Here is a 21,577-nt window from a genome sequence, read left to right as displayed (position 1 = left end):
AAGGTATTTTATTTCCTTATATCTCTAGCTTTTCCTTATGCCTTAAATGACATAGTATTGAAAGAAGTTAGTTTGAAGAACAAACAACAGTATGTTGCTTTTGAAAGCTTCGGATGATTAGTACTACTCGACTGTGCTGTCACCAGCTTTACATCTGTAGCCTATCAACGTAGTAGTCTGCTACGATCCTATATGGAATTCTCATCTCGTGGCTAGTTTCGCACTTAGATGCTTTCAGCGCTTATCTATTCCCAGCGTAGCTACTCTGCAATGCCCCTGGCGGAACAACAGATTCACTAGAGGCTAGTCCAACCCGGTCCTCTCGTACTAAGGTCAGCCCCACTCAAAATTCCTACGCCCACAACAGATAGGGACCGAACTGTCTCGCGACGTTCTGAACCCAGCTCGCGTGCCACTTTAATCGGCGAACAGCCGAACCCTTGGGACCTTCTCCAGCCCCAGGATGTGACGAGCCGACATCGAGGTGCCAAACCTCCCCGTCGATATGAGCTCTTGGGGGAGATCAGCCTGTTATCCCCAGCGTACCTTTTATCCTTTGAGCGATGGCCCTTCCATGCAGAACCACCGGATCACTATATCCGTCTTTCGACCCTGATCGACTTGTCTGTCTCACAGTCAAGCAAGCTTATGCTATTGCACTCCTCATACGGTTACCAAGCGTATTGAGCTTACCTTTGAAAGCCTCCGTTACCTTTTTGGAGGCGACCACCCCAGTCAAACTACCCATCAAACAATGTCTCCCTACTAGAAGGATTAGACACCGAATACAGAAAGGGTGGTATTTCAACGTTGGCTCCTCGAATCCTAGCGAACCCGATTCATAGCCTCCCACCTATCCTACACATCCTGTATCCAATGTCAATGTTAAACTGTAGTGAAGGTGCATGGGGTCTTTCCGTCCCGTTGCGGGTACCCGGCGTCTTCACCGGGACCACAATTTCACCGAGCTCATGGCTGAGACAGCGCCCAGATCGTTACACCATTCGTGCAGGTCGGAACTTACCCGACAAGGAATTTCGCTACCTTAGGACCGTTATAGTTACGGCCGCCGTTTACTGGGGCTTCGATTCAATGCTTCGCAATTGCTCACTAACATCCCCTCTTAACCTTCCAGCACCGGGCAGGTGTCAGGCCTTATACTTCATCTTTCGATTTTGCAAAGCCATGTGTTTTTGTTAAACAGTCGCCTGGGCCTTTTCACTGCGGCTCTCGTTGCCGAGAGCGCCCCTTCTCCCGAAGTTACAGGGCCATTTTGCCGAGTTCCTTAGCCATGATTCACTCGAGCACCTTAGAATCCTCTTCCCGGATACCTGTGTCGGTTTGCGGTACGGGTATTCATAATCTGAAGCTTAGCGGTTTTTCTTGGAAGTCTGATTACCTGCGCTATCCACTCAACCGAAGTCTCGCGGTACTATCAGCTCTCAGCAAGACCGGCGGATTTGCCTACCAGTCCTATACCTACAGCCTTTAACGAACTATTCCGTCAGTTCGCGGCAGTGTCACTACTCCGTCCCCACATCGCAATTATAAATAGTACTAGAATATTAACTAGTTGTCCATCGAATTTCCCCTTCGGGTTCTCCTTAGGTCCCGACTAACCCTGATCCGATTAGCGTTGATCAGGAAACCTTATCCTTTCGGTGGGCAGGTTTCTCGCCTGCCTTATCGTTACTTATGCCTACATTTGCTTTTCTAGCCGCTCCAGCACCCATTACCAGATACCTTCGCCGCAACTAGAATGCTCCCCTACCGATATATTTCAATCCCATAGCTTCGGTGTACAATTTAATGCCCGTTTATTATCCATGCCCGATCGCTCGACTAGTGAGCTGTTACGCACTCTTTAAATGAATGGCTGCTTCCAAGCCAACATCCTAGCTGTCTATGCAATCGGACCTCGTTAGTTCAACTTAACTGTAACTTGGGGACCTTAGCTGATGGTCTGGGTTCTTTCCCTCTCGGCGCGTGACCTTAGCACCCCGCGCCTCACTGCAGATCATATTTAATAGCATTCGGAGTTTGTCTGGATTTGGTAGGATTTGACTCCCCCGCACCCAATCAGTAGCTCTACCTCTATTAAACTTTATATCCACGCTGTTCCTAAAAACATTTCGGGGAGTACGAGCTATTTCCCAGTTTGATTAGCCTTTCACCCCTACCCACAGATCATCCGGAAACTTTTCAACGTTTATCGGTTCGGTCCTCCAGTACGTGTTACCGCACCTTCAACCTGTCCATGGGTAGATCACAAGGTTTCGCGTCTACCTCCTCTGACTATACGCCCTATTCAGACTCGCTTTCGCTTCGGATCCGTTCCTTAAAAACTTAACCTTGCCAGAGAAGAGTAACTCGTAGGCTCATTATGCAAAAGGCACGCCGTCACTGGACTTGCCAGCTCCGACCGCTTGTAAGTACACGGTTTCAGGTTCTATTTCACTCCCCTGTTCGGGGTTCTTTTCACCTTTCCCTCACGGTACTGGTTCACTATCGGTCTCTCAGGAGTATTTAGCCTTACCGGATGGTGCCGGCAGATTCCCACAAGGCGTCTCCGACCTCGCAGTACTCAGGATACTACTAGGCTAACATTCTATACGTGTACTGGGCTATCACCATGTATCGCCGGGCTTCCCATCCCGTTCCACTTCTGTTTGTTATACCACATCGTAGTCCTACAACCCCCATTTTGCCGTAACAAAATAGGTTTGGGCTCTTTCCCTTTCGCTCGCCACTACTCAGGAAATCATTGTTATTTTCTCTTCCTCTGCTTACTTAGATGTTTCAGTTCGGCAGGTTTGCTCTATTTAGTGCTATGTCTTCAACATAGCGGGTTGCCCCATTCGGAAATCTTCGGATCTATTCCTATTTGCAAATACCCGAAGCTTATCGCAGCTTATCACGTCCTTCATCGCCTCTGAGAGCCAAGGCATCCCCCGTGTACTCTTTATTACTTTCTTCTACTTGTACGCCTTTTGCGCCGTACAGTATGCTTTTTTGCTCTTGTTATGATGTCTCATACCTCCATTCGTATTGCTACTCCTGTGGGTGAGCACAAACACAACAGTCGCCTATTGTTGTTTGCTCTTCTTTATTTAACTTCTTCCAATATGTCAAAGAACTTTATTAAGATTAGGGTGCAGGGTAGTAAGGTAGAAGGTTTTATCCTTCAGCCTTAGACCTTTCAGCCGTAAACCTTATTAGTGGAGAATAACGGAGTCGAACCGTTGACCTCCTGCGTGCAAGGCAGGCGCTCTAGCCAGCTGAGCTAATTCCCCAAAAAGATGTCACTGCGTTTTGCTTTTTAATCAGTATACTATACTAATCTTTAACAATCACTTTCCTATGTAGTCCCGTCCAGATTTGAACTGGAGACCCCTACATTATCAGTGTAGTGCTCTAACCAGGCTGAGCTACGGGACTATTTGTATCGCCCCCTCAAAGACTTGTTAATGCCACTAACCGTGGTTGATCTTTTGGGTTTCGTGTGTTTCTTCTTTTTTTCTATTTAGAGTATCATGTTGCGCAGAAGAGTAGTCAGCTCTGCTCCAGAAAGGAGGTATTCCAGCCGCACCTTCCGGTACGGCTACCTTGTTACGACTTAGCCCCAGTTATCGGTTTTACCCTAGGACGCTCCTTTCGGTTACATACTTTAGGTACCCCCAACTTCCATGGCTTGACGGGCGGTGTGTACAAGGCCCGGGAACGTATTCACCGCGTCATTGCTGATACGCGATTACTAGCGAATCCAACTTCATGGGGTCGAGTTGCAGACCCCAATCCGAACTGTGAATGGCTTTATGAGATTCGCATACTATTGCTAGCTAGCTGCCCTCTGTACCATCCATTGTAGCACGTGTGTAGCCCCGGACGTAAGGGCCATGATGACTTGACGTCGTCCCCTCCTTCCTCTCTGTTTGCACAGGCAGTCTGTTTAGAGTCCCCATCTTTACATGCTGGCAACTAAACATAGGGGTTGCGCTCGTTGCGGGACTTAACCCAACACCTCACGGCACGAGCTGACGACAGCCATGCAGCACCTAGTTTCGTGTGATTGCTCACTTATCTATCTCTAGATAATTCACTAACTTTCAAGCCCGGGTAAGGTTCCTCGCGTATCATCGAATTAAACCACATGCTCCTCCGCTTGTGCGGGCCCCCGTCAATTCCTTTGAGTTTCACTCTTGCGAGCGTACTCCCCAGGTGGAACACTTAACGCTTTCGCTTAGCCGCTAACTGTGTATCGCTAACAGCGAGTGTTCATCGTTTAGGGCGTGGACTACCAGGGTATCTAATCCTGTTTGATCCCCACGCTTTCGTGCCTCAGCGTCAATTAAACCATAGTAAGCTGCCTTCGCAATCGGTGTTCTGAGACATATCTATGCATTTCACCGCTACTTGTCTCATTCCGCCTACCTCTAGTTCATTCAAGCCCATCAGTATCAAAGGCACTGCGATAGTTGAGCTACCGTCTTTCACCTCTGACTTAATAGGCCGCCTACGCACCCTTTAAACCCAATAAATCCGGATAACGCTTGGATCCTCCGTATTACCGCGGCTGCTGGCACGGAGTTAGCCGATCCTTATTCTTCTAGTACATTCAGCTATTTACACGTAAATAGGTTTATTCCTAGATAAAAGCAGTTTACAACCCATAGGGCAGTCTTCCTGCACGCGGCATGGCTGGTTCAGAGTTGCCTCCATTGACCAATATTCCTTACTGCTGCCTCCCGTAGGAGTCTGGTCCGTGTCTCAGTACCAGTGTGGGGGGTCATCCTCTCAGATCCCCTAGTCATCGTCGCCTTGGTGGGCCGTTACCCCGCCAACTAGCTAATGACACGCATGCCCATCTTAATCCTATAAATATTTGATCATTGAATAATGCTATCCTGTGATTTTATGCGGTGTTAATCCGAATTTCTTCGGGCTATCCCCCTGATTAAGGTAGGTTGCATACGCGTTACGCACCCGTGCGCCACTTTCATATCCAGCAAGCTGGATAATATCGTTCGACTTGCATGTATTAGGCCTGCCGCTAGCGTTCATCCTGAGCCAGGATCAAACTCTCCATTGTAAAATGTTGTATTTGATTCTGACTAGTTTTTAACTATTGTTAAAAATAGTCTCTTTTTTAATTTTGTCTGTCAGTATTCTGACCCAAAAAATCAGTCTGGTATTCTGTACTTGAATCCGTACTTCTTTACCTCGACTGCGCTACATTGACATCTCTTTTAAGAACTTCTCGACTGTTATAACCTCGCGGCTCGTCTGTATATTTTTGCTACGCTTCCGTAGTTTAAATCTTTTTTCTAACTTCCCGACATCCGCCGTTCCGCTCATTTACCCCTTCCTTTCGGTTGGGAGTGCAAAGGTAGAAATCTTTTTCTTATTCGCAAAAAAAATATTTTTTTTATTTCTAAGCTGATTCCAAATCCTTTCAATTCCTCTTCTCTTCCCCCTCTCACTCAATCACCCCTTCCTCCGAAGCGGAGTGCAAAGGTAGCAATCTTTTTCTCTATCGCAAATTTTATTTGAAATAATTTCTGCTCCCTCTCACTACTCTTTTTTACTCCATCGCTATCATCCGAAGCGGGATGCAAAAGTAGAACTTTTTAATACGCCACACAACTCTTTTGTGAATATATTTTGAATTTAATGTTAAGTTATTGATTCATTGAATATTATTTTTTGGAAAGCGCTCCGGAAAGGCACCCCCAAGAACCACCAAACGCAAAAAAATAAACCCGGGTAAAGTGGAAAACACCGCGAAACGACCTAGGAGTAGCGGTTTTGAAACGAAAAACGGGACGAACGTGCATACTTGCCCGACACTTGCTTTGCGAATAAAAACGAATTACCCCCTGTTTTGAGTCAATTTTAATACTGGCCGGTGGTTAAAAGCACCAAAGTACAGGCTTCGAGGGCTTCTATATTATGCTGTTCTAATAATTCTTCTAGCTCCGGATTTTCGGTTCCAGGGTTAAAAATTACTCTTTTAGGTTTGGTTTGCAAGATATATTGCTGGTATTGCGCTTGCAAAGCAGGACGTATATAGAGGGTGATGGTATGGATATCGGAATGAATTTTTTCGGGCAATTCTATTTCTACCCCCGCTATTGGTCCTTTTTTTACGCCTACATTCACAATTGGATGCTGGAAACGACTCAGCATATGCGCCGCTTTATAGGCATAACTTTCGGGTTTGGGGGTTGCTCCTATTATTAATGTCTTTTTCATGAATAGTTAAAACAATACGGATGCTTGTTTAGTTTTTCGAAATTGCATTTGCACAATTAATTCCATCGATAGCGGCAGAAACGATTCCTCCGGCATAGCCTGCACCTTCTGCACAGGGATACAGTCCTTTTATTTGGGGATGCTGAAATGTCTCTTTATCTCGTGGAATACGCACTGGAGAAGATGTTCTACTTTCTACACCTACCAAAATGGCTTCGTTGCTGTAGTATCCTTTTATTTTTTTTCCGAAATGCGGCAATGCTGTTTTTAAACTATCGGCCACAAAATCGGGTAAAATTGTGTCGAGCATGCTGCTTTTTGTTCCCGGGAGGTATGAATTTTTTGGTAAATCGATGGATAATCTGTTGTTTACAAAATCGACCATCCGCTGTGCCGGCGCTACTAGATTTCCGCCTCCTAATTGAAAAGCTGCTTTTTCTATTTCAGACTGAAAGTTTAGCATGCGTAAAGGATCGTAACCTAACACATCGTTTAAAGTAATTTGCACCACTGTGCCTGAGTTGGCGTATGGATTGTTACGTTTTGAGGGCGACCAGCCATTTACGACAATTTCTTCTTCGCCGGTGGCGCAAGGTGCAATAATACCGCCAGGGCACATGCAAAATGAAAATACGCCCCTTGCTCCTACTTGCTCTACTAAACTATAATAGGCGGGTGGCAAAAATTCGGAACGTACATCGCAATGATATTGTGCGGCATCGATAATTTCTTGTGGATGTTCTATGCGAACACCTAAAGCAAAGGGTTTGGCTTCGATTAAAATATTCTTGGCATTTAACAACTCGTATACATCTCTAGCTGAATGTCCGGTTGCTAATATTACATGCTCTGCTTCTATTTTATGTTGAAAATTAACTTCTATTCCTTTTACTTTACTAAAGTCGACCAAAATATCGGTCATTTTGCTATCGAAATGCACTTCACCACCAGCATTTAAGATGGTTTCTTTAATAGCTGAAATTATGTGCGGCAATTTGTTTGTACCAATATGTGGACGGGCATCTACTTTTATGTCGGGTTCTGCTCCGTGATTGACAAAAATTTGGAGCACATTGTTGATGTCGCCACGCTTATTTGAACGGGTAAATAGTTTTCCGTCAGAATACGTGCCGGCTCCACCCTCGCCATAACAATAATTTGATTCTATATTTACGACTCCTTGCTTATTAATAGCAGCCAAATCTCTTCTCCGCTGTTTTACATCTTTGCCTCGTTCTACAATAATGGGCTTTAATCCATTTTCTATACATTGTAGGGCTGCAAATAAACCTGCAGGACCAGCCCCCACGATGATTACTGGTTTTGCATCTTTTACATGCGGGTATTTTACAGTAAAGTCTTCTGCAACACGTTCTTCGTCGATGTATGCGCGAACTTGAAGGCGATAAATTACTTTTCTTGAACGGGCGTCGATGGATCTTTTCAGAATTTCATATGCCTTTATGCGTGCAACAGGCACTTTCAAAGCTTCGGCAATTTTTTGATGAATAATTTCTGACTGCTCTACCTGATGCGGGAGCAAAGTAATTTCGATTTCCTTTTGCATATATGTCGGGGTTTTATCCCAAAGTGATACAAAGATACGGCTATTTCGTTTATGCACATAGTTTAGAGAATGAAAGTGCAAATCTTTGCATTTCACTGATAGTATTTTGTAACATAGGCATAGGTTTTGCTATCTAATGCGTAAATTAGAGTATAATTCAATTTTGATTTAAGACAAATTATAAAAAATGAAAAGATTCGTATTTGGAATTATTACTGCCATTGTTGCGGTAACGACCTTAAGCTCATGCGGCTATAACAAAATGGTTGACTTGGATGAAGATGTAAAATCGAAATGGGGTCAGGTTCAAACGCAATATCAAAGAAGAGCTGATTTAATTCCTAATTTGGTTGCAACAGTTAAAGGCGCTGCTAAATTTGAGCAAGGAACCCTAACTGCTGTAACAGAAGCACGTGCAAAAGCCACACAGATGACGGTTAAAGCAGATGATTTATCGCCAGAAAACATTAAAAAGTTTCAGGAAGCACAGGGTCAATTGAGCCAAGCTTTGGGTAAATTATTATCGATCACAGAAAACTATCCTGAATTGAGAGCTACACAACAATTCAGCGATTTATCAGCTCAATTAGAAGGTACCGAAAATAGAATTACGGTTGCTCGTAAAGATTTTAATGATGCCGTACAAACGTACAACAGTAAAATCAGATCGTTTCCAACCAATCTTACCGCAGGCATGTTTGGCTTTAAACAAAAAGGATATTTTGAAGCAGATGCTGCCGCTAAAGACGCGCCTAAAGTAGAATTTTAGTAGGGATCTCCAACATTTAAGGGTAATAAATGTTTAGCAATAATCATTTATTACCCTTTTTACTTCAACAGAATAAAAAACATGTCATTATTTTCAGAAAATGAACAAGATAGAATAGCAGCCGCTATTGAAATTGCCGAGAAAGGCACATCAGGTGAAATTAGAATTGCCATCGAAAAACATTGCAAAAACGACCCCATTGAAAGCGCGGTTAAATATTTTAATGAGCTTGGAATGGACAAAACCGCGAATAGAAACGGCGTACTCATTTATTTAGCTCATGCTGATCACAAGTTTGCCATTATTGGCGATGCAGGAATCAATAGCCGTGTGCCAACAGATTTTTGGGAAACAACCAAAGTTGCCATGACTGCACATTTTGCAACGGGCAATCTTGCAGACGGCATTGTGGCAGGGGTTTCACTTGCTGGCGAAAAACTAGCATTATTTTTCCCGCCGGAAAGCGGAGATATAAATGAATTGCCAAACGACATAATTTATTTAAACAATACAGATCACTAACAATGAGAAAACTATTTCTATTGTTTACCTTTTTGGGGATATTTTGCACATTCTCTTTTGCTCAAGATTTCCCTGAGAAACCAAACACCTTAGTAAACGATTACACGGGTACATTATCTCTCGAGCAGAAAAAAGCTCTTGAAGATAAACTTGTTGCTTTTGATGATACTTCTTCTACACAAATTGCCATAGCAATTGTAAAATCGGTTGAACCGTACGACATCAATGAATATGCATTGGGATTGGGCCGTAAATGGGGTGTTGGTCAAGCCAAAAAGAACAATGGTATTATCATTGTTGCCGCTCTCGGCGATAGAAAAATTTCCATCCAAACGGGCTATGGCGTTGAAGGTGCATTGCCTGATATTTACGCGAAACGAATTATCGATAACGACATCAAGCCTTTTTTCAGACAAGGGGAATACTACGAGGGTTTAGATGCGGCAACTACGTCGATTATAAAATATACAAAGGGTGAATACAAAAATGAAAATCCGCGCAAATCCGCTTCTAAAAAAGGAGGTGGGATAGGCAGTGGAATTATTGTTTTAATCATCATCGTGATTATTTTAATCCTCATGCGTAGAGGAGGTGGCGGCGGCAACCAAATTATTGGTGGCCGAGGAGCTTCAAATGCCTTGTTTTGGGCGATGTTATTTGGTGGAAACAGCGGAGGCTGGAGAGGAGGAGGCGGAAACTGGGGCGGCGGAGGCTCTTCCGGAGGAGGGGGATTTGGTGGATTTGGCGGAGGTAGTTTCGGCGGTGGCGGTTCTAGCGGAAGCTGGTAACAACATACAAAGGAATCAAAGATTATCACACCTATCAGGCTTTAAAAACTTGATAGGTGTTTTTTTTCTCCTAAGCTTTTCATTTAAAGATTTCCTGTCTAAAAACTTTAGTATCTTTATGGCTGTATGTTGAGAAAAGATTTAATTACTGCAGAGCTGCAACGGTTATCTGAAATTTTAGCCAAAATAATGGGATTAAAATTAGAAGGGCAATTTACAAAAGCGCAAGAAATACTAAATACCACCTTGGCTGAACGTTTTGGTTTACCTTTAGAAATTTTAGAACAAACAGATGTTTCAGTCTTCGAGAATTGGTTAGAGGAACAAAATTTAAGTCCTGAAAAATTAGATTCCCTTAGTGAATTTCTCTATTATGAATTAGGAATTAGCGCAGAGCGAAATAAACTAATTGCTACAAAGCTTGACCTCGTTTACAACTTTTTAAGCGATCAACATAAAATCGTGCATTTGGTTAATATGCATCGCCAAAAAAATATACAGCAATATTTGTAGTTTGTACATTATACAATTATCCTTTTTATTATGATTATAGAAAAGTGGCGCAAAATTGCCTCTAAATACTTGGTTCGGGCACAATGGGCTACGTTACGCGTTGATACTTGCCAATTACAAACAGGTGTAATAAAAGATGATTATTATGTACTTGAATATCCAAATTGGGTTAATGCCATCGCTTTAACAGAAGAAGGAAAAGTTATTTTAGTCCGCCAGTATCGCCACGCCGCCGATATTATTTCTTTAGAAGTTCCTGGAGGAGTAATAGATGGGGATGAGGCGCCGGAAGCTGCTGTAAAACGCGAACTGCTTGAAGAAACAGGTTATAGCTTTAAAACCTGCAAATTTATTACCGAGCTTTATCCCAATCCTGCCACCTCAAACAACAAAACCTTTACGTACCTTTTAACGGGAGGCGTAAAAACCCATGAGCAACATTTAGACGAACACGAAATCTTAATTGTTGAAGAATACACGGTTGATGAGGTAAAACAATTACTCAAAGACAATAAAATTGCACAAGCCCTGCATGTTGCGGCCCTGCACTATGGCTTGTCCGAGATAGAAAACTAATTGGCATCCTGCATAAAACAAGAAAGCCTCAAATGATATCATTTGAGGCTTTCTTGTTTAGGAGCTTTCGATTAACTCATTTTCAATTTTTTCTGGATGTCTTGCACGTAGGCTTTGAATTTTTTATCGGTATCGATTAAATCTTCAACTGTTTGACAAGCATAGATTACAGTACTGTGATCGCGGCCGCCAAAGAATGCCCCAATGGTTTTCAAAGAAGACTTGGTATGACTTTTTGATAAGTACATAGAAATTTGACGTGCTTGAACAATTTCACGTTTACGTGTTTGCGATTTCACCATATCAACCGGTACTTCAAAATATTCGCACACCAATTTTTGGATGTACTCCATTGAAATTTCTTTTGAGGTATTTTTGATAAAGTTTTTCAGCATTTGTTTTGCTAAGCCTAAATCAATTTCTTTTTTATTCAAGGTGGCCTGTGCCAATAATGAAACCATTGCACCTTCTAGCTCACGTACGTTGTTGTCGATGTTGTGCGCTACGTACTCTACCACTTCCCCTGGCAATTCAATACCATCGGCATACATTTTCTTTCTCAGAATAGCAATACGGGTTTCCAAATCAGGGATTTGTAAATCTGCCGATAAACCCCACTTGAATCGGCTTAACAAACGTTCTTCTAAACCAGCTAAATCTTTTGGAGCTTTATCTGATGTTAAAATAACCTGTTTACCCGATTGGTGTAAATGGTTAAAAATGTGGAAGAAAATATCTTGTGTTTTTTCTTTACCAGCAAAGTTGTGTACATCATCCATGATGATTACATCCATTGCTTGATAAAAATTCACAAAATCGTTAATCGTGTTGTTCTTTAATGAATCTACAAATTGTTGACAAAATTTCTCACAGCTTACATAAATAACCAATTTATCTGGCATGCTACGTTTAATTTCGTTACCAATTGCTTGTGCTAAGTGGGTTTTACCCAAGCCCACACCGCCATAAATCATTAAAGGGTTAAACGATGTTCCTCCTGGTTTAGCCGCAACAGCATAACCTGCTGATCGTGCTAAACGATTGCAGTCTCCTTCAATGTAATTTTCGAATGTATAATTCGAATTTAATTGAGGATCTACATTTAATTTTTTTAGGCCAGGTATTATAAAAGGATTTTTAATATCCTTATTGATCGAAACAGGAATTGGCATCGATTGCACTTTCGCTTCTGCCCCGTTCCCGTTCGAAGGCATATTCGTTGTGTATGGACTACCACTGTTTGACGATTTATCTACTACGATATTATATTCTAACCTGCCATCTTCTCCTAACTGCTTCTTAACTGTCTTACGTAGCAGGCCTACATAATGCTCCTCTAGCCATTCGTAAAAGAACAAACTCGGCACTTGAATAGTCAAAACCTTACCTTCCAATTTAAGGGCTGTAATAGGCTCGAACCAAGTCTTGAAACTTTGGCTCGGAATGTTATCCTTAATAATTTGAAGACAGTTCTTCCATACTTCTGTACAAGTTTTTTCCATTGCGATTTCTTTAATTTATTGGTTTCCAGTGTCGATTCGAAGTAACGGGATCGTTCGTTTCGGGATTACGAATATTGAGAAAATTATCAACATTTTAAACAAAAATTTCAAATATTTTGTAACAACCTAATAAGCAACAATCTACATAACTTAACCTAAATTTTTAGTGTTGATAACTATTTATTAACATAGTTTTTCCACACTTAAATACTTTTTAGTGGAGCTTTAATTTTTCCAGCTAAAAAACACGCTCCAAAACGCAAATTCCGCGCCATTAATGGCATAAAAGCTATTTTTACAGTAAATAATCAGTAGATACAAACGTTAACAAACTGAAAATCAACAGCATTATTATTAAATAATTGTAAAGACGTTGCATTATTCGGACATATCAAAAGAAATTGGTTTCTTTCTTTAGCTAAATTGTGAAAATTTGACATTCCCGAAAGGAATTAAATATAAAAAAATTCACATGGATTTCCCTAGGTTTTTACTTTAGAATTCGCCAAAAACTTTTCGAAATACATTTGACACTTCTCCAAGTGTGCAATATTTTTCAACGGCATCGATAATTAATGGCATGAGATTTTCATCAGTTTTCGCAGCACGCTCCAATTCTTGTAGCGATTTAAATACAGCATCATTATTCCTTGTCAACTTTAGTTGCTCGAGATTCTTTTTTTGAAGCAATCTTACCGACTCATCAACATTAAAAACTTCGCCAGTAAAGGATTCATCTTCTGCAAAAATATTTACTCCTACAATAGGTCGTTCACCATTTTCTATTTCTGTTTGGTAACGATAGGCGGCGGCGGCAATTTCATTTTGCATGTATCCGTTTTCAATAGCCTGCACTGCCCCGCCCATTGCATCAATTTTGTCGATGTATTTCCAAGCAGCAGCTTCTACTTCATCAGTTAAATTTTCTACAAAGAAGGAGCCGGCTAATGGATCCACTGTATCGGTTACTCCTGTTTCAAAGGCAATAATTTGTTGGGTTCGGAGTGCAATTTTTGCCGCCGCTTCTGTTGGCAACGAAAGTGCTTCGTCAAAACCATTAGTATGTAAGGACTGCGTTCCGCCTAAAACTGCTGCCATCGCTTGATTGCTTACCCGCATCACATTGTTTAAAGGTTGTTGTCCTACTAATGTTGATCCGCCCGTTTGCGTATGAAAACGAAGCATCTGTGCCTTTTCATGTGTCGCGCCTAAGTTTTTCGTTATTTTTGCCCACATTCGTCGCGCGGCTCTAAATTTTGCAATCTCTTCAAAGAAATTATTATGGCAATTAAAGAAAAAAGAGACTCTTTTTGCAAAAACATTGATATCCAATCCTTTCTGAGTAGCGGCGCTCAAATAAGCCTTACCATTGGCTAAGGTAAAAGCTAATTCCTGAACAGCCGTAGAACCCGCCTCGCGAATATGATAGCCAGAAATTGAAATGGTATTCCACTTGGGCAGTTCTCGACTACAATAGTCAAAAATATCGGTAATAAGTCGCATGGAAGGTTTTGGAGGATAAATATAGGTTCCTCTTGCCGCATACTCCTTTAATATGTCGTTTTGAATGGTTCCTGCTAGTTGAGCAATATCCGCATTTTGCTTTTTAGCCAAAGCAATATACATCGCTAATAGAATAGATGCAGTTGCATTAATGGTCATAGAAGTACTTATGTTTTGCAATTCAATCCCCGCAAAAAGAAGCTCTATATCCTTCAGAGAATCAATGGCTACGCCTACCTTTCCTACCTCCCCATCAGCCATTTCATCATCCGAATCATATCCTATTTGCGTGGGTAAATCAAATGCTACGGATAAACCGGTTGTCCCCTGACTCAATAAATAATGGTATCGTTTATTGGATTCTTCGGCGGTAGAGAATCCGGCATATTGCCTCATGGTTCACAATTGGCCACGATACATGTTCTTTTTAATGCCTCTAGTGAATGGGAATTCTCCGGGTAATTCATGCATCGGCTTTGCCGAAGTATAAATTTCCTTTATTTCTATGCCGGATGATGTAGTATGTTTTTTATGGCTCATAGTTAGATAGGTGCTGGTGCTTCAAAACTTCGCACACCCGCACTTACCACTAAAATAGCAATTGAATATCCTTTTTCACTAATTCTATGGTTAAATCGTATGGATTTTCTTCAATGGTAGCCATATGTTGTAGAATTACTTTGCTTAAATCGATACCGGTCGCATCTTTGGGCAAACCTTGCACCGCATTGGTAAACATAGCTATGCTGTCGTCTTTTAATTTACGAACAACTTGCCAAGTTTCAGAATTTACATACAGTTGTTGCGTGATGTTGTGTTGGTATTCTGAACGGATATCTGTTAGAATTAAACTCTGTAAAACCGAAAGCTCTATACCTGGTTGATGTAAACGGAGCAATAAATTTGCCGGGTTAATCCTTTCCGTAAACAATATTAACCGTTCATGCGCCTGCAATTTAAGCGGTATTATTTGCGCGCGATTTTCCTTTTTCAGCTCCGCATCTTTTAAACTAAAGTAGCGTTGTATATCCATCTTTAATACTTGATAAAGCGCAAATAAGGCTATAAAAATGCCCGCCGATAGGGTAATTAAGTTTATCAAAATTTGTTCAATACTCATTACATTGTTTAATTAGGGTAATATTCGAGAATGTATAGGCGCAAAAATGTGCATTATTATTTATATTTGTAACAGTTAAAATTATTAATAACATGAGCACAGCGGTTGATACATCATTTGCACCAGTTACTTTTTCAGAAGGAGCAGCAAAAGAATTAAACAAATTAAAGAATCAACAAGAAATTAGCGAAGATTACGGTTTACGTGTTGGCGTAGAGGGCGGTGGCTGCGCTGGTATGAATTACATTTTAGGTTTTGACCAGAAAAAAGAAGGTGACCAAGAATTCTTAATCGATGGCATTAAAGTTTTCATGAATAAAGCCCATCAAATGTATTTAATGGGCATGATGATTGATTGGCAAGACGGACTTAACTCAAGAGGTTTCACTTTCATCAACCCGAATGCAACCAGCACATGTGGTTGTGGAACGAGTTTTTCGGCTTAAAGTAAAATATACTGTAACATATTGTAAGGTCCCTTTGTCTAAACATCGGGACTTTTTTTATTTTTACACAATTAGCGAATTAAAATTTTACCCGAACCACTTTTCTTTATCGAATACCCAGAATGAATTACAGAGAAAATATCAGGCTTGCCATCGAATCAATTAAGGGCAATAGATTACGTACCATGCTTACGGCTTTAATTATTGCAATTGGTTTAATGGCTTTAGTTGGTATTTTAACTACCCTAGATGCGGTAAAGAAAAGCATGACCGACGCTTTCAGTAGCATGGGCTCGAATGCATTTACCATTCGGAATCGCGGTACGGGAATTCGAATTGGTGGGCAGGGGAAACGCCCGCAAGCTTTCAAATCAATCCGGTATGAAGATGCTTTAAATTTTAAAGACAGTCTCAATACTCCAGCTACGGTAGCTATCAGTGTATTTGCAACCAGAGGTTCCACTGTTAAATATGGGAGTTTAAAGACCAATCCGAACATTACTATTCAAGGCATTGATGAAAATGGTTTAAATGCACAAGGCTTTAATTTATCGGAAGGAAGAAACTTTAGTATTTCCGAAGTTAATTTAGGCAGCAATGTTTGTATAGTGGGTGGCGACGTAGTTGACAAGTTGTTTAAAGGAAATGACCCGATGGACAAGCTTATTAATGTGGGCAATAATCGCTTTAAAATTATAGGTATTTTGGCCAAAAAAGGAGCGAGCATGGGATTTAGTGGAGACCGGGCTGTTTATGTTCCGTTGTTAAAAGCGAAACAAATCAATAGTTCGGGAAATCCATCCTATACCATTACGGTAATGGTACCGAATAATGAAATTATGGAAGGTGTAATTGGCGAATCGACTGCGCTTTTCCGCAACATTCGAAAAGTAAAAGTAAATCAACCCAATAATTTTGAAATAACCAAGAGTGACGCTGTTGCACAAACATTATTTGAAAACCTTCAATTTGTAGTTATTGGCGGAGTTGCCATTGGGATTATTACTTTAATTGGGGCTTCTATTGGCTTAATGAATATTATGCTGGTATCTGTAACAGAGCGCACGCGCGAAATTGGTATCCGTAAAGCCATCGGTGCGAATCCGAAAGTAATCCGTCGCCAGTTTTTAATTGAAGCAATCGTAATTTGTTTAATGGGGGGAACTTTAGGTATTTTCTTAGGGATTTTACTCGGGAACCTCATTTCGTTCTCCATGGGAGGAACCTTCATTATTCCATGGTTATTCATCATTTTAGGCTTTATTATTTGCGTGGCTGTTGGTATCCTTTCGGGATTTTATCCAGCTAAAAAAGCATCGAAATTAGACCCTGTTGAGGCTTTACGATACGAATAAGGAATCCTTTAAGCTTTTAGATTAAACTGGCATTTTTTAAAAAATGCTGCCCTAAAAGTTGTTGCATACCCACCGTAGACAAACTCTCTTCCAATGCTTTGGCGTGTTTTAAATGATGCATGTCGCTGCCGATGAAATCGATTAAATGCGTTTCCACTAAATTCTGTGCGATTTTCTTTGCTCCTGCGCCATAATAGCCCGTAAGGGCAATAGAATTAAGCTGCAACAAACATCCGGTTTCGCGGATTTGATGATAGTGTTCAAGAGATGCATAAAAATACGGATAGCGCTCAGGGTGAGCTAAAACTGGCTGATATCCGGCATCTTGTATTTTTTTTATAAAATCTAGTAGATTTTGAGGTGTATTGATGAATGAAAGCTCAAACAACAAATACTGTTGACCAAATGTGAGCACCTCTTTATTGGCAACTTTTTTCTCAAGTGTTTCATCGAGATAATACTCTGCGGCTGCCTGAACCTCCAATCGAATCTGGTGTTTATCTAAGGCTTCGCGTAAAATATCTAAAGCTTTATTTATCGTATCGGGGGTATTACGGTAATAATCGGCCATGATATGTGGTGTTGCTATAAGTTTTTCAAAGCCTAAGGACACCAATCGATTTGCAAGAAGCAATGAATCGTTCACATTTTGCGCTCCATCATCTATTCCTGGTAAAATATGCGAATGCATATCTACCCGAATATTCGAAAACGTAAATTCTGGAACGATGGTTTTCTTTTTAAACAATCCGAACATGGCAGGAATAACTATTCTATATGTTTTGGTAATTCACTTAAATGAGGCTGAGCATCCCAATTAGCCGAATGAATTCTTTTCAATAACGCATTGGTATCCGTAGATAAATCAAACTTTAAATCTTCATGAAGTTTATTCAATTTGCTCAGCGTAGCCTGCGTAGTTTTAATAAAATAAGCAGCAAATAAAAAATTAAAATCCCGATAGCTAAAAACATTGCGTTTATAACTAAGCGGGATTGTATTCAAAATGAATATTTTTAGTTCAACCTCTCCAAAAGCATCTTTTGTTACTTTATAAAAGTGATTGACTAAGGCAATCATTTTACGAACCTTTACTAAAGCCTCCTTGGTGGTTAGCTTTTTAAGTTCCGTTAACTGATCTTCTATATTCAATTTTATGCTTTCTTTCCGCAATTCCAAATCGGAATCGTCTTCCAGCAATTTGTAGTGAAGGTGTTCGGTAAGCACTTTATCTTTGGCTATCAAGCGCAATAACAACTTATCTTTTTCCTTTATAGGCAAATCTGTTATAGCGATTTTTAAGTCTTTGTGCTCCGATAGCTTCATTTAAAAGGGATTTGCTTTGATGTATTTCTCCCATTCCCAGGCAGAGCGCATCATTTCATTGATATCTAGTTCGGCTTTCCAACCCAATACTTCGTTTGATTTTTGTACATCACCAAATATCTGCTCTATGTCGCCCGCTCGACGAGGACCAATTTGGAAATTCAATTTTTCACCTGTTGATTGCTCAAAGGCTGAAATTGCCTCTAGCACAGATGTTCCCTTTCCGGTTCCAATGTTAAACACTTCGTATTTAGCAGTATTACCTGAATTTTCAAGTCTTTTTACCGCCGCCACGTGTGCTTTTGCCAAATCAACTACGTGAATATAATCACGGATTGCAGAACCATCAGGGGTATTGTAATCATTTCCATAAACCGTAATCGCACCTCTTTTACCAATGGCTGATTGGGTAATAAATGGAACTAAATTAGCTGGAACTCCTAAAGGTAATTCACCTATTAAAGCTGTTTCATGCGCCCCTACCGGATTAAAATAACGCAAAGCGATTACTTTCAAATCAGGAGTTACATTAGCCGTTTCAAGTAAAATTTCTTCGGCAATTTGTTTCGTATTGCCATATGGCGATTCTGCAGTTTTTACCTGAGCGGCTTCCGTTACCGGTAAAGAATCTGGTTGGCCGTATACTGTACACGATGAAGAAAAAACAAAATTAATGGCTTTATTAAACGAGGTTAACAAATTAATTAAGCTATAAAAATTGTTCTTATAATATTTTAAGGGTTGCTCTACAGATTCTCCTACTGCTTTATAGGCAGCAAAGTGAATAATTCCGGCGATATCTGTATGATTTTGAGCAAAAGAAAGCACAGCATTTTCATCTTGCAAATCAATTTCATGAAATTCGTGCCATTTACCTGTTATGGCATGTAATTGATCTAAAATTTTGATGTTTGAATTTGAAAGATTATCAACAATAACTACTTCATATCCTGCATTGTGTAATTCTACTACCGTGTGAGAACCTATATAACCTGTTCCTCCTGTTACTAATATCTTGCTCATTTTAACGATTAAATGTTGTAAAGTCTTTGTGCTCTATTTTTGCCAATGCTTCTGCAGGAAGAGATTTAAAGTACTCGTAGGTAATTTTTAATCCTTCCGCTCTTCCTACTTTGGGCTCCCAGTTTAACAACGCTTTTGCTTTTGTAATATCTGGGCGACGTTGTTTTGGATCGTCCTGCGGCAATTCTTTATATATAATTTTTTGCGAAGTACCCGTTAATTTAATAATCTCCTCGCAAAATTGTTTAATGGTGATTTCATCCGGATTTCCAATGTTTACGGGCTCGGCATAATCTGCATGCAATAGACGATAAATTCCTTCAATTAGATCATCTACATAACAAAATGAACGGGTTTGACTTCCATCCCCAAAAACAGTTAAATCTTCACCGCGCAAAGCTTGACCTATAAAGGCAGGTAATACACGTCCATCATTTAGACGCATTCTTGGTCCGTAGGTATTAAAAATACGTACAATGCGCGTTTCTACTCCGTGAAAAGTATGGTAAGCCATTGTGATGGCTTCCTGGAAACGCTTGGCTTCGTCGTATACCCCGCGTGGCCCAACTGGATTTACATTGCCCCAGTATTCTTCGGGTTGTGGATTTACACTTGGATCGCCATAAACTTCTGAAGTGGAAGCAATTAACATTCTAGCTTTTTTAGCTCGCGCCAAACCCAGCAGATTGTGTGTACCTAAGGAACCCACTTTTAAGGTCTGGATAGGTATTTTTAAATAATCTATTGGGCTTGCCGGAGAAGCGAAATGCAGAATATAATCCAATTCTCCAGGGATGTGTACAAATTTTGAAACATCGTGATTATAAAACTCAAAGTTTTCTAATTTGAAAAGGTGTTCAATATTTACTAAATCACCTGTAATTAGATTATCCATGCCAATAACATGATAATCTTCCGCTATAAAGCGATCACAAAGGTGCGAGCCTAAAAAGCCTGCGGCACCAGTTATCAGTATTCTTTTACGCTCCATATTAGTCTACTAGTTTTCTTCCAATACTATTGTAATAATATCCTAAGTCAATCATCTTTTCTAAATCGTATAAATTACGTCCATCAAAAATCACTTTATTTTTTAGGATTGATTCAATCTTGTCAAAATCCGGATTACGGAATACCGACCACTCAGTTGCAATTAACAATGCATCAGCGCCTTCCAATGCTTCGTATTGATTTTGCGCATAGTTTACCGCATCACCAATTACGCCTTTCACATTGCTCATTCCCTCTGGGTCGAAAACGGTTACGGTCGCGCCATTTTTCAGCAAAGCGTCGATAATATACAAAGCTGGTGCTTCGCGAATATCATCGGTTTCAGGTTTAAAAGCCAAGCCCCACAATGCAAAATGCTTGCCTTGGATATTGTTTTTATAGTATTTTAATACTTTATCTACCAAAATTGTTTTTTGGCGTTCGTTTACATCCATTACAGATTTCAAAATTTGAAAGTCGTAGGTGTTTTCATCCGCAGCTTTTACCAATGCTTGTACGTCTTTAGGAAAACATGAGCCTCCATAGCCAATGCCTGGGAATAAGAATCTTTTTCCGATTCTATCGTCAGAACCAATACCTTTTCTAACAGCATCTACATCGGCACCAACCAACTCGCAAAGATTTGCGATTTCATTCATGAACGTAATTTTTGTTGCTAAGAAAGAATTTGCTGCATACTTGGTTAATTCCGAAGAACGCTCATCCATAAAGATAATCGGATTCCCTTGACGAACATATGGCCCATACAATTCGATCATTAACTTTTTAGCTTTTTCACTTCTTGTACCCAATACTACTCTATCAGGTTTCATAAAATCATCTACAGCTACCCCTTCGCGTAAGAATTCAGGATTTGAAATTACATCTACTTCAATAGCCGTATTTTCCTTAAAAACAGCCCTTACCTTGTCGGCGGTACCTACTGGAACAGTCGACTTGTTGACAATAATTTTATATTCTGTGATTAACTTAGAGATGTCCTTTGCTGCCCCTAAAATATAAGATAAATCGGCTGCACCATCACCTCCAGGAGGAGTTGGAAGAGCCATAAAAATGATCGTTGCTTCTTTAACGGCTTCGGCAAGGTTTGTGGTAAAGGTTAACCTACCCTGCTCAATATTTCTATGAAACAAAAGATCAAGACCTGGTTCGTAAATTGGAACTTCGCCATTTTGCATCTTTTTAACTTTTGCTTCATTAATATCAACGCAAATAACATCATTTCCAGTTTCTGCTAAACATGTTCCGGTTACCAATCCAACGTATCCGGTACCAACTACGGCTATTTTCATAAACTATTTAGG

General features: G+C 40.4%; 16 protein-coding genes, 2 tRNA genes, 2 rRNA genes and 1 pseudogene. 7 read left to right on the top strand and 14 right to left on the bottom strand.

Annotated elements, in window-relative coordinates; genetic code table 11:
• Nucleotides 1-98: 98 nt before the first annotated feature.
• From ACJVDK_RS17100 to ACJVDK_RS17075, 6 genes are all read right to left on the bottom strand, one after another.
• Nucleotides 99-2,975, bottom strand: a 23S ribosomal RNA gene (locus tag ACJVDK_RS17100).
• 244 nt (nt 2,976-3,219) lie between these two features.
• Nucleotides 3,220-3,293 (bottom strand) — tRNA-Ala (locus ACJVDK_RS17095).
• 70 nt (nt 3,294-3,363) lie between these two features.
• Nucleotides 3,364-3,438, bottom strand: a tRNA-Ile gene (locus ACJVDK_RS17090).
• A gap of 129 nt (nt 3,439-3,567) precedes the next feature.
• A 16S ribosomal RNA gene (locus ACJVDK_RS17085) occupies nt 3,568-5,089 on the bottom strand.
• Together the 16S and 23S rRNA genes with 2 tRNA genes alongside form the textbook arrangement of a ribosomal RNA operon.
• A gap of 803 nt (nt 5,090-5,892) precedes the next feature.
• On the bottom strand, nt 5,893-6,252 hold the full coding sequence (locus ACJVDK_RS17080; RefSeq protein ID WP_443937876.1) for a CoA-binding protein: 360 nt from the start codon (nt 6,250-6,252) through the stop codon (nt 5,893-5,895).
• Nucleotides 6,253-6,280: 28 nt separating this feature from the next.
• Nucleotides 6,281-7,819 carry an NAD(P)/FAD-dependent oxidoreductase gene (locus ACJVDK_RS17075; RefSeq protein WP_443937875.1) on the bottom strand — a complete coding sequence of 513 codons (1,539 nt, stop codon included), beginning with the start codon at nt 7,817-7,819 and terminating at the stop codon, nt 6,281-6,283.
• Nucleotides 7,820-8,006: 187 nt separating this feature from the next.
• On the opposite strand from ACJVDK_RS17075, the gene ACJVDK_RS17070 reads away from it, so the two are divergent.
• The 5 genes from ACJVDK_RS17070 (at nt 8,007) to ACJVDK_RS17050 (ending at nt 10,987) form a co-directional block, all read left to right on the top strand.
• On the top strand, nt 8,007-8,588 hold the full coding sequence (locus tag ACJVDK_RS17070; protein WP_443937874.1) for a LemA family protein: 582 nt from the start codon (nt 8,007-8,009) through the stop codon (nt 8,586-8,588).
• 81 nt (nt 8,589-8,669) lie between these two features.
• Nucleotides 8,670-9,110, top strand: coding sequence for a TPM domain-containing protein (locus tag ACJVDK_RS17065; protein WP_443937873.1), 441 nt, complete (start codon nt 8,670-8,672; stop codon nt 9,108-9,110).
• 2 nt (nt 9,111-9,112) lie between these two features.
• Nucleotides 9,113-9,898: a TPM domain-containing protein gene (locus tag ACJVDK_RS17060; RefSeq protein ID WP_443937872.1), complete on the top strand. Its 786-nt coding sequence runs from the start codon at nt 9,113-9,115 to the stop codon at nt 9,896-9,898.
• Between the two features lie 129 nt (nt 9,899-10,027).
• On the top strand, nt 10,028-10,411 hold the full coding sequence (locus ACJVDK_RS17055) for a hypothetical protein (RefSeq protein ID WP_443937871.1): 384 nt from the start codon (nt 10,028-10,030) through the stop codon (nt 10,409-10,411).
• A gap of 30 nt (nt 10,412-10,441) precedes the next feature.
• The gene (locus tag ACJVDK_RS17050; protein ID WP_443937870.1) at nt 10,442-10,987 is read left to right on the top strand and encodes an NUDIX hydrolase; all 546 of its coding nucleotides are present in this window, start codon (nt 10,442-10,444) and stop codon (nt 10,985-10,987) included.
• Between the two features lie 71 nt (nt 10,988-11,058).
• Here the strand turns inward: ACJVDK_RS17050 and dnaA are convergent, their stop codons facing one another.
• From dnaA to ACJVDK_RS17035, 3 genes and pseudogenes are all read right to left on the bottom strand, one after another.
• Nucleotides 11,059-12,489 (bottom strand): chromosomal replication initiator protein DnaA, encoded by a 1,431-nt coding sequence (gene dnaA, locus ACJVDK_RS17045; protein ID WP_443937869.1) that lies wholly within the window; start codon nt 12,487-12,489, stop codon nt 11,059-11,061.
• A 495-nt stretch (nt 12,490-12,984) separates the two neighbouring features.
• Nucleotides 12,985-14,532, bottom strand: a pseudogene (locus ACJVDK_RS17040) (acyl-CoA mutase large subunit family protein).
• 49 nt (nt 14,533-14,581) lie between these two features.
• Nucleotides 14,582-15,112, bottom strand: a complete 531-nt coding sequence (locus tag ACJVDK_RS17035) for a DUF7935 family protein (RefSeq protein WP_443937868.1) — start codon at nt 15,110-15,112, stop codon at nt 14,582-14,584.
• Between the two features lie 92 nt (nt 15,113-15,204).
• Between ACJVDK_RS17035 and ACJVDK_RS17030 the strand changes: the two genes are divergently transcribed.
• Complete coding sequence (locus tag ACJVDK_RS17030) at nt 15,205-15,558, top strand: HesB/IscA family protein (protein WP_443937867.1); 354 nt, start codon at nt 15,205-15,207, stop codon at nt 15,556-15,558.
• A gap of 122 nt (nt 15,559-15,680) precedes the next feature.
• Entirely contained in the window at nt 15,681-16,913 is a 1,233-nt protein-coding gene (locus ACJVDK_RS17025; RefSeq protein WP_443937866.1) for an ABC transporter permease, read from the top strand.
• 16 nt (nt 16,914-16,929) lie between these two features.
• Here ACJVDK_RS17025 and ACJVDK_RS17020 read toward each other — a convergent pair whose 3' ends face one another.
• From ACJVDK_RS17020 to ACJVDK_RS17000, 5 genes are read right to left on the bottom strand one after another with little or no spacing between them, the layout of a single operon-like run.
• On the bottom strand, nt 16,930-17,670 hold the full coding sequence (locus tag ACJVDK_RS17020; RefSeq protein ID WP_443937865.1) for a tyrosine-protein phosphatase: 741 nt from the start codon (nt 17,668-17,670) through the stop codon (nt 16,930-16,932).
• Between the two features lie 11 nt (nt 17,671-17,681).
• On the bottom strand, nt 17,682-18,239 hold the full coding sequence (locus ACJVDK_RS17015; protein ID WP_443937864.1) for a hypothetical protein: 558 nt from the start codon (nt 18,237-18,239) through the stop codon (nt 17,682-17,684).
• A complete protein-coding gene (gene galE / locus ACJVDK_RS17010) occupies nt 18,240-19,262 on the bottom strand; it encodes a UDP-glucose 4-epimerase GalE (protein WP_443937863.1) in 1,023 nt (340 codons plus the stop codon).
• A gap of 1 nt (nt 19,263) precedes the next feature.
• Nucleotides 19,264-20,253, bottom strand: coding sequence for a UDP-glucuronic acid decarboxylase family protein (locus ACJVDK_RS17005; protein WP_443937862.1), 990 nt, complete (start codon nt 20,251-20,253; stop codon nt 19,264-19,266).
• 1 nt (nt 20,254) lies between these two features.
• A complete protein-coding gene (locus tag ACJVDK_RS17000) occupies nt 20,255-21,565 on the bottom strand; it encodes a UDP-glucose dehydrogenase family protein (RefSeq protein ID WP_443937861.1) in 1,311 nt (436 codons plus the stop codon).
• Nucleotides 21,566-21,577: the final 12 nt, after the last annotated feature.

Source organism: Pedobacter paludisoli (genome assembly GCF_052344095.1).
Taxonomy (GTDB): Bacteria; Bacteroidota; Bacteroidia; order Sphingobacteriales; family Sphingobacteriaceae; genus Pedobacter.
This window is presented reverse-complemented; position numbering and strand designations above follow the sequence as displayed.

Excerpts from the sequence above, each read along its gene's own strand:
- ACJVDK_RS17080 (WP_443937876.1), bottom strand. The coding sequence starts at position 6,252 with ATGAAAAAGACATTAATAATAGGAGCAACCCCCAAACCCGAAAGTTAT.
- ACJVDK_RS17075 (WP_443937875.1), bottom strand. The coding sequence starts at position 7,819 with ATGCAAAAGGAAATCGAAATTACTTTGCTCCCGCATCAGGTAGAGCAG.
- ACJVDK_RS17070 (WP_443937874.1), top strand. The coding sequence starts at position 8,007 with ATGAAAAGATTCGTATTTGGAATTATTACTGCCATTGTTGCGGTAACG.
- ACJVDK_RS17065 (WP_443937873.1), top strand. The coding sequence starts at position 8,670 with ATGTCATTATTTTCAGAAAATGAACAAGATAGAATAGCAGCCGCTATT.
- ACJVDK_RS17060 (WP_443937872.1), top strand. The coding sequence starts at position 9,113 with ATGAGAAAACTATTTCTATTGTTTACCTTTTTGGGGATATTTTGCACA.
- ACJVDK_RS17050 (WP_443937870.1), top strand. The coding sequence starts at position 10,442 with ATGATTATAGAAAAGTGGCGCAAAATTGCCTCTAAATACTTGGTTCGG.
- dnaA (WP_443937869.1), bottom strand. The coding sequence starts at position 12,489 with ATGGAAAAAACTTGTACAGAAGTATGGAAGAACTGTCTTCAAATTATT.
- ACJVDK_RS17035 (WP_443937868.1), bottom strand. The coding sequence starts at position 15,112 with ATGAGTATTGAACAAATTTTGATAAACTTAATTACCCTATCGGCGGGC.
- ACJVDK_RS17030 (WP_443937867.1), top strand. The coding sequence starts at position 15,205 with ATGAGCACAGCGGTTGATACATCATTTGCACCAGTTACTTTTTCAGAA.
- ACJVDK_RS17025 (WP_443937866.1), top strand. The coding sequence starts at position 15,681 with ATGAATTACAGAGAAAATATCAGGCTTGCCATCGAATCAATTAAGGGC.
- ACJVDK_RS17020 (WP_443937865.1), bottom strand. The coding sequence starts at position 17,670 with ATGTTCGGATTGTTTAAAAAGAAAACCATCGTTCCAGAATTTACGTTT.
- ACJVDK_RS17015 (WP_443937864.1), bottom strand. The coding sequence starts at position 18,239 with ATGAAGCTATCGGAGCACAAAGACTTAAAAATCGCTATAACAGATTTG.
- galE (WP_443937863.1), bottom strand. The coding sequence starts at position 19,262 with ATGAGCAAGATATTAGTAACAGGAGGAACAGGTTATATAGGTTCTCAC.
- ACJVDK_RS17005 (WP_443937862.1), bottom strand. The coding sequence starts at position 20,253 with ATGGAGCGTAAAAGAATACTGATAACTGGTGCCGCAGGCTTTTTAGGC.
- ACJVDK_RS17000 (WP_443937861.1), bottom strand. The coding sequence starts at position 21,565 with ATGAAAATAGCCGTAGTTGGTACCGGATACGTTGGATTGGTAACCGGA.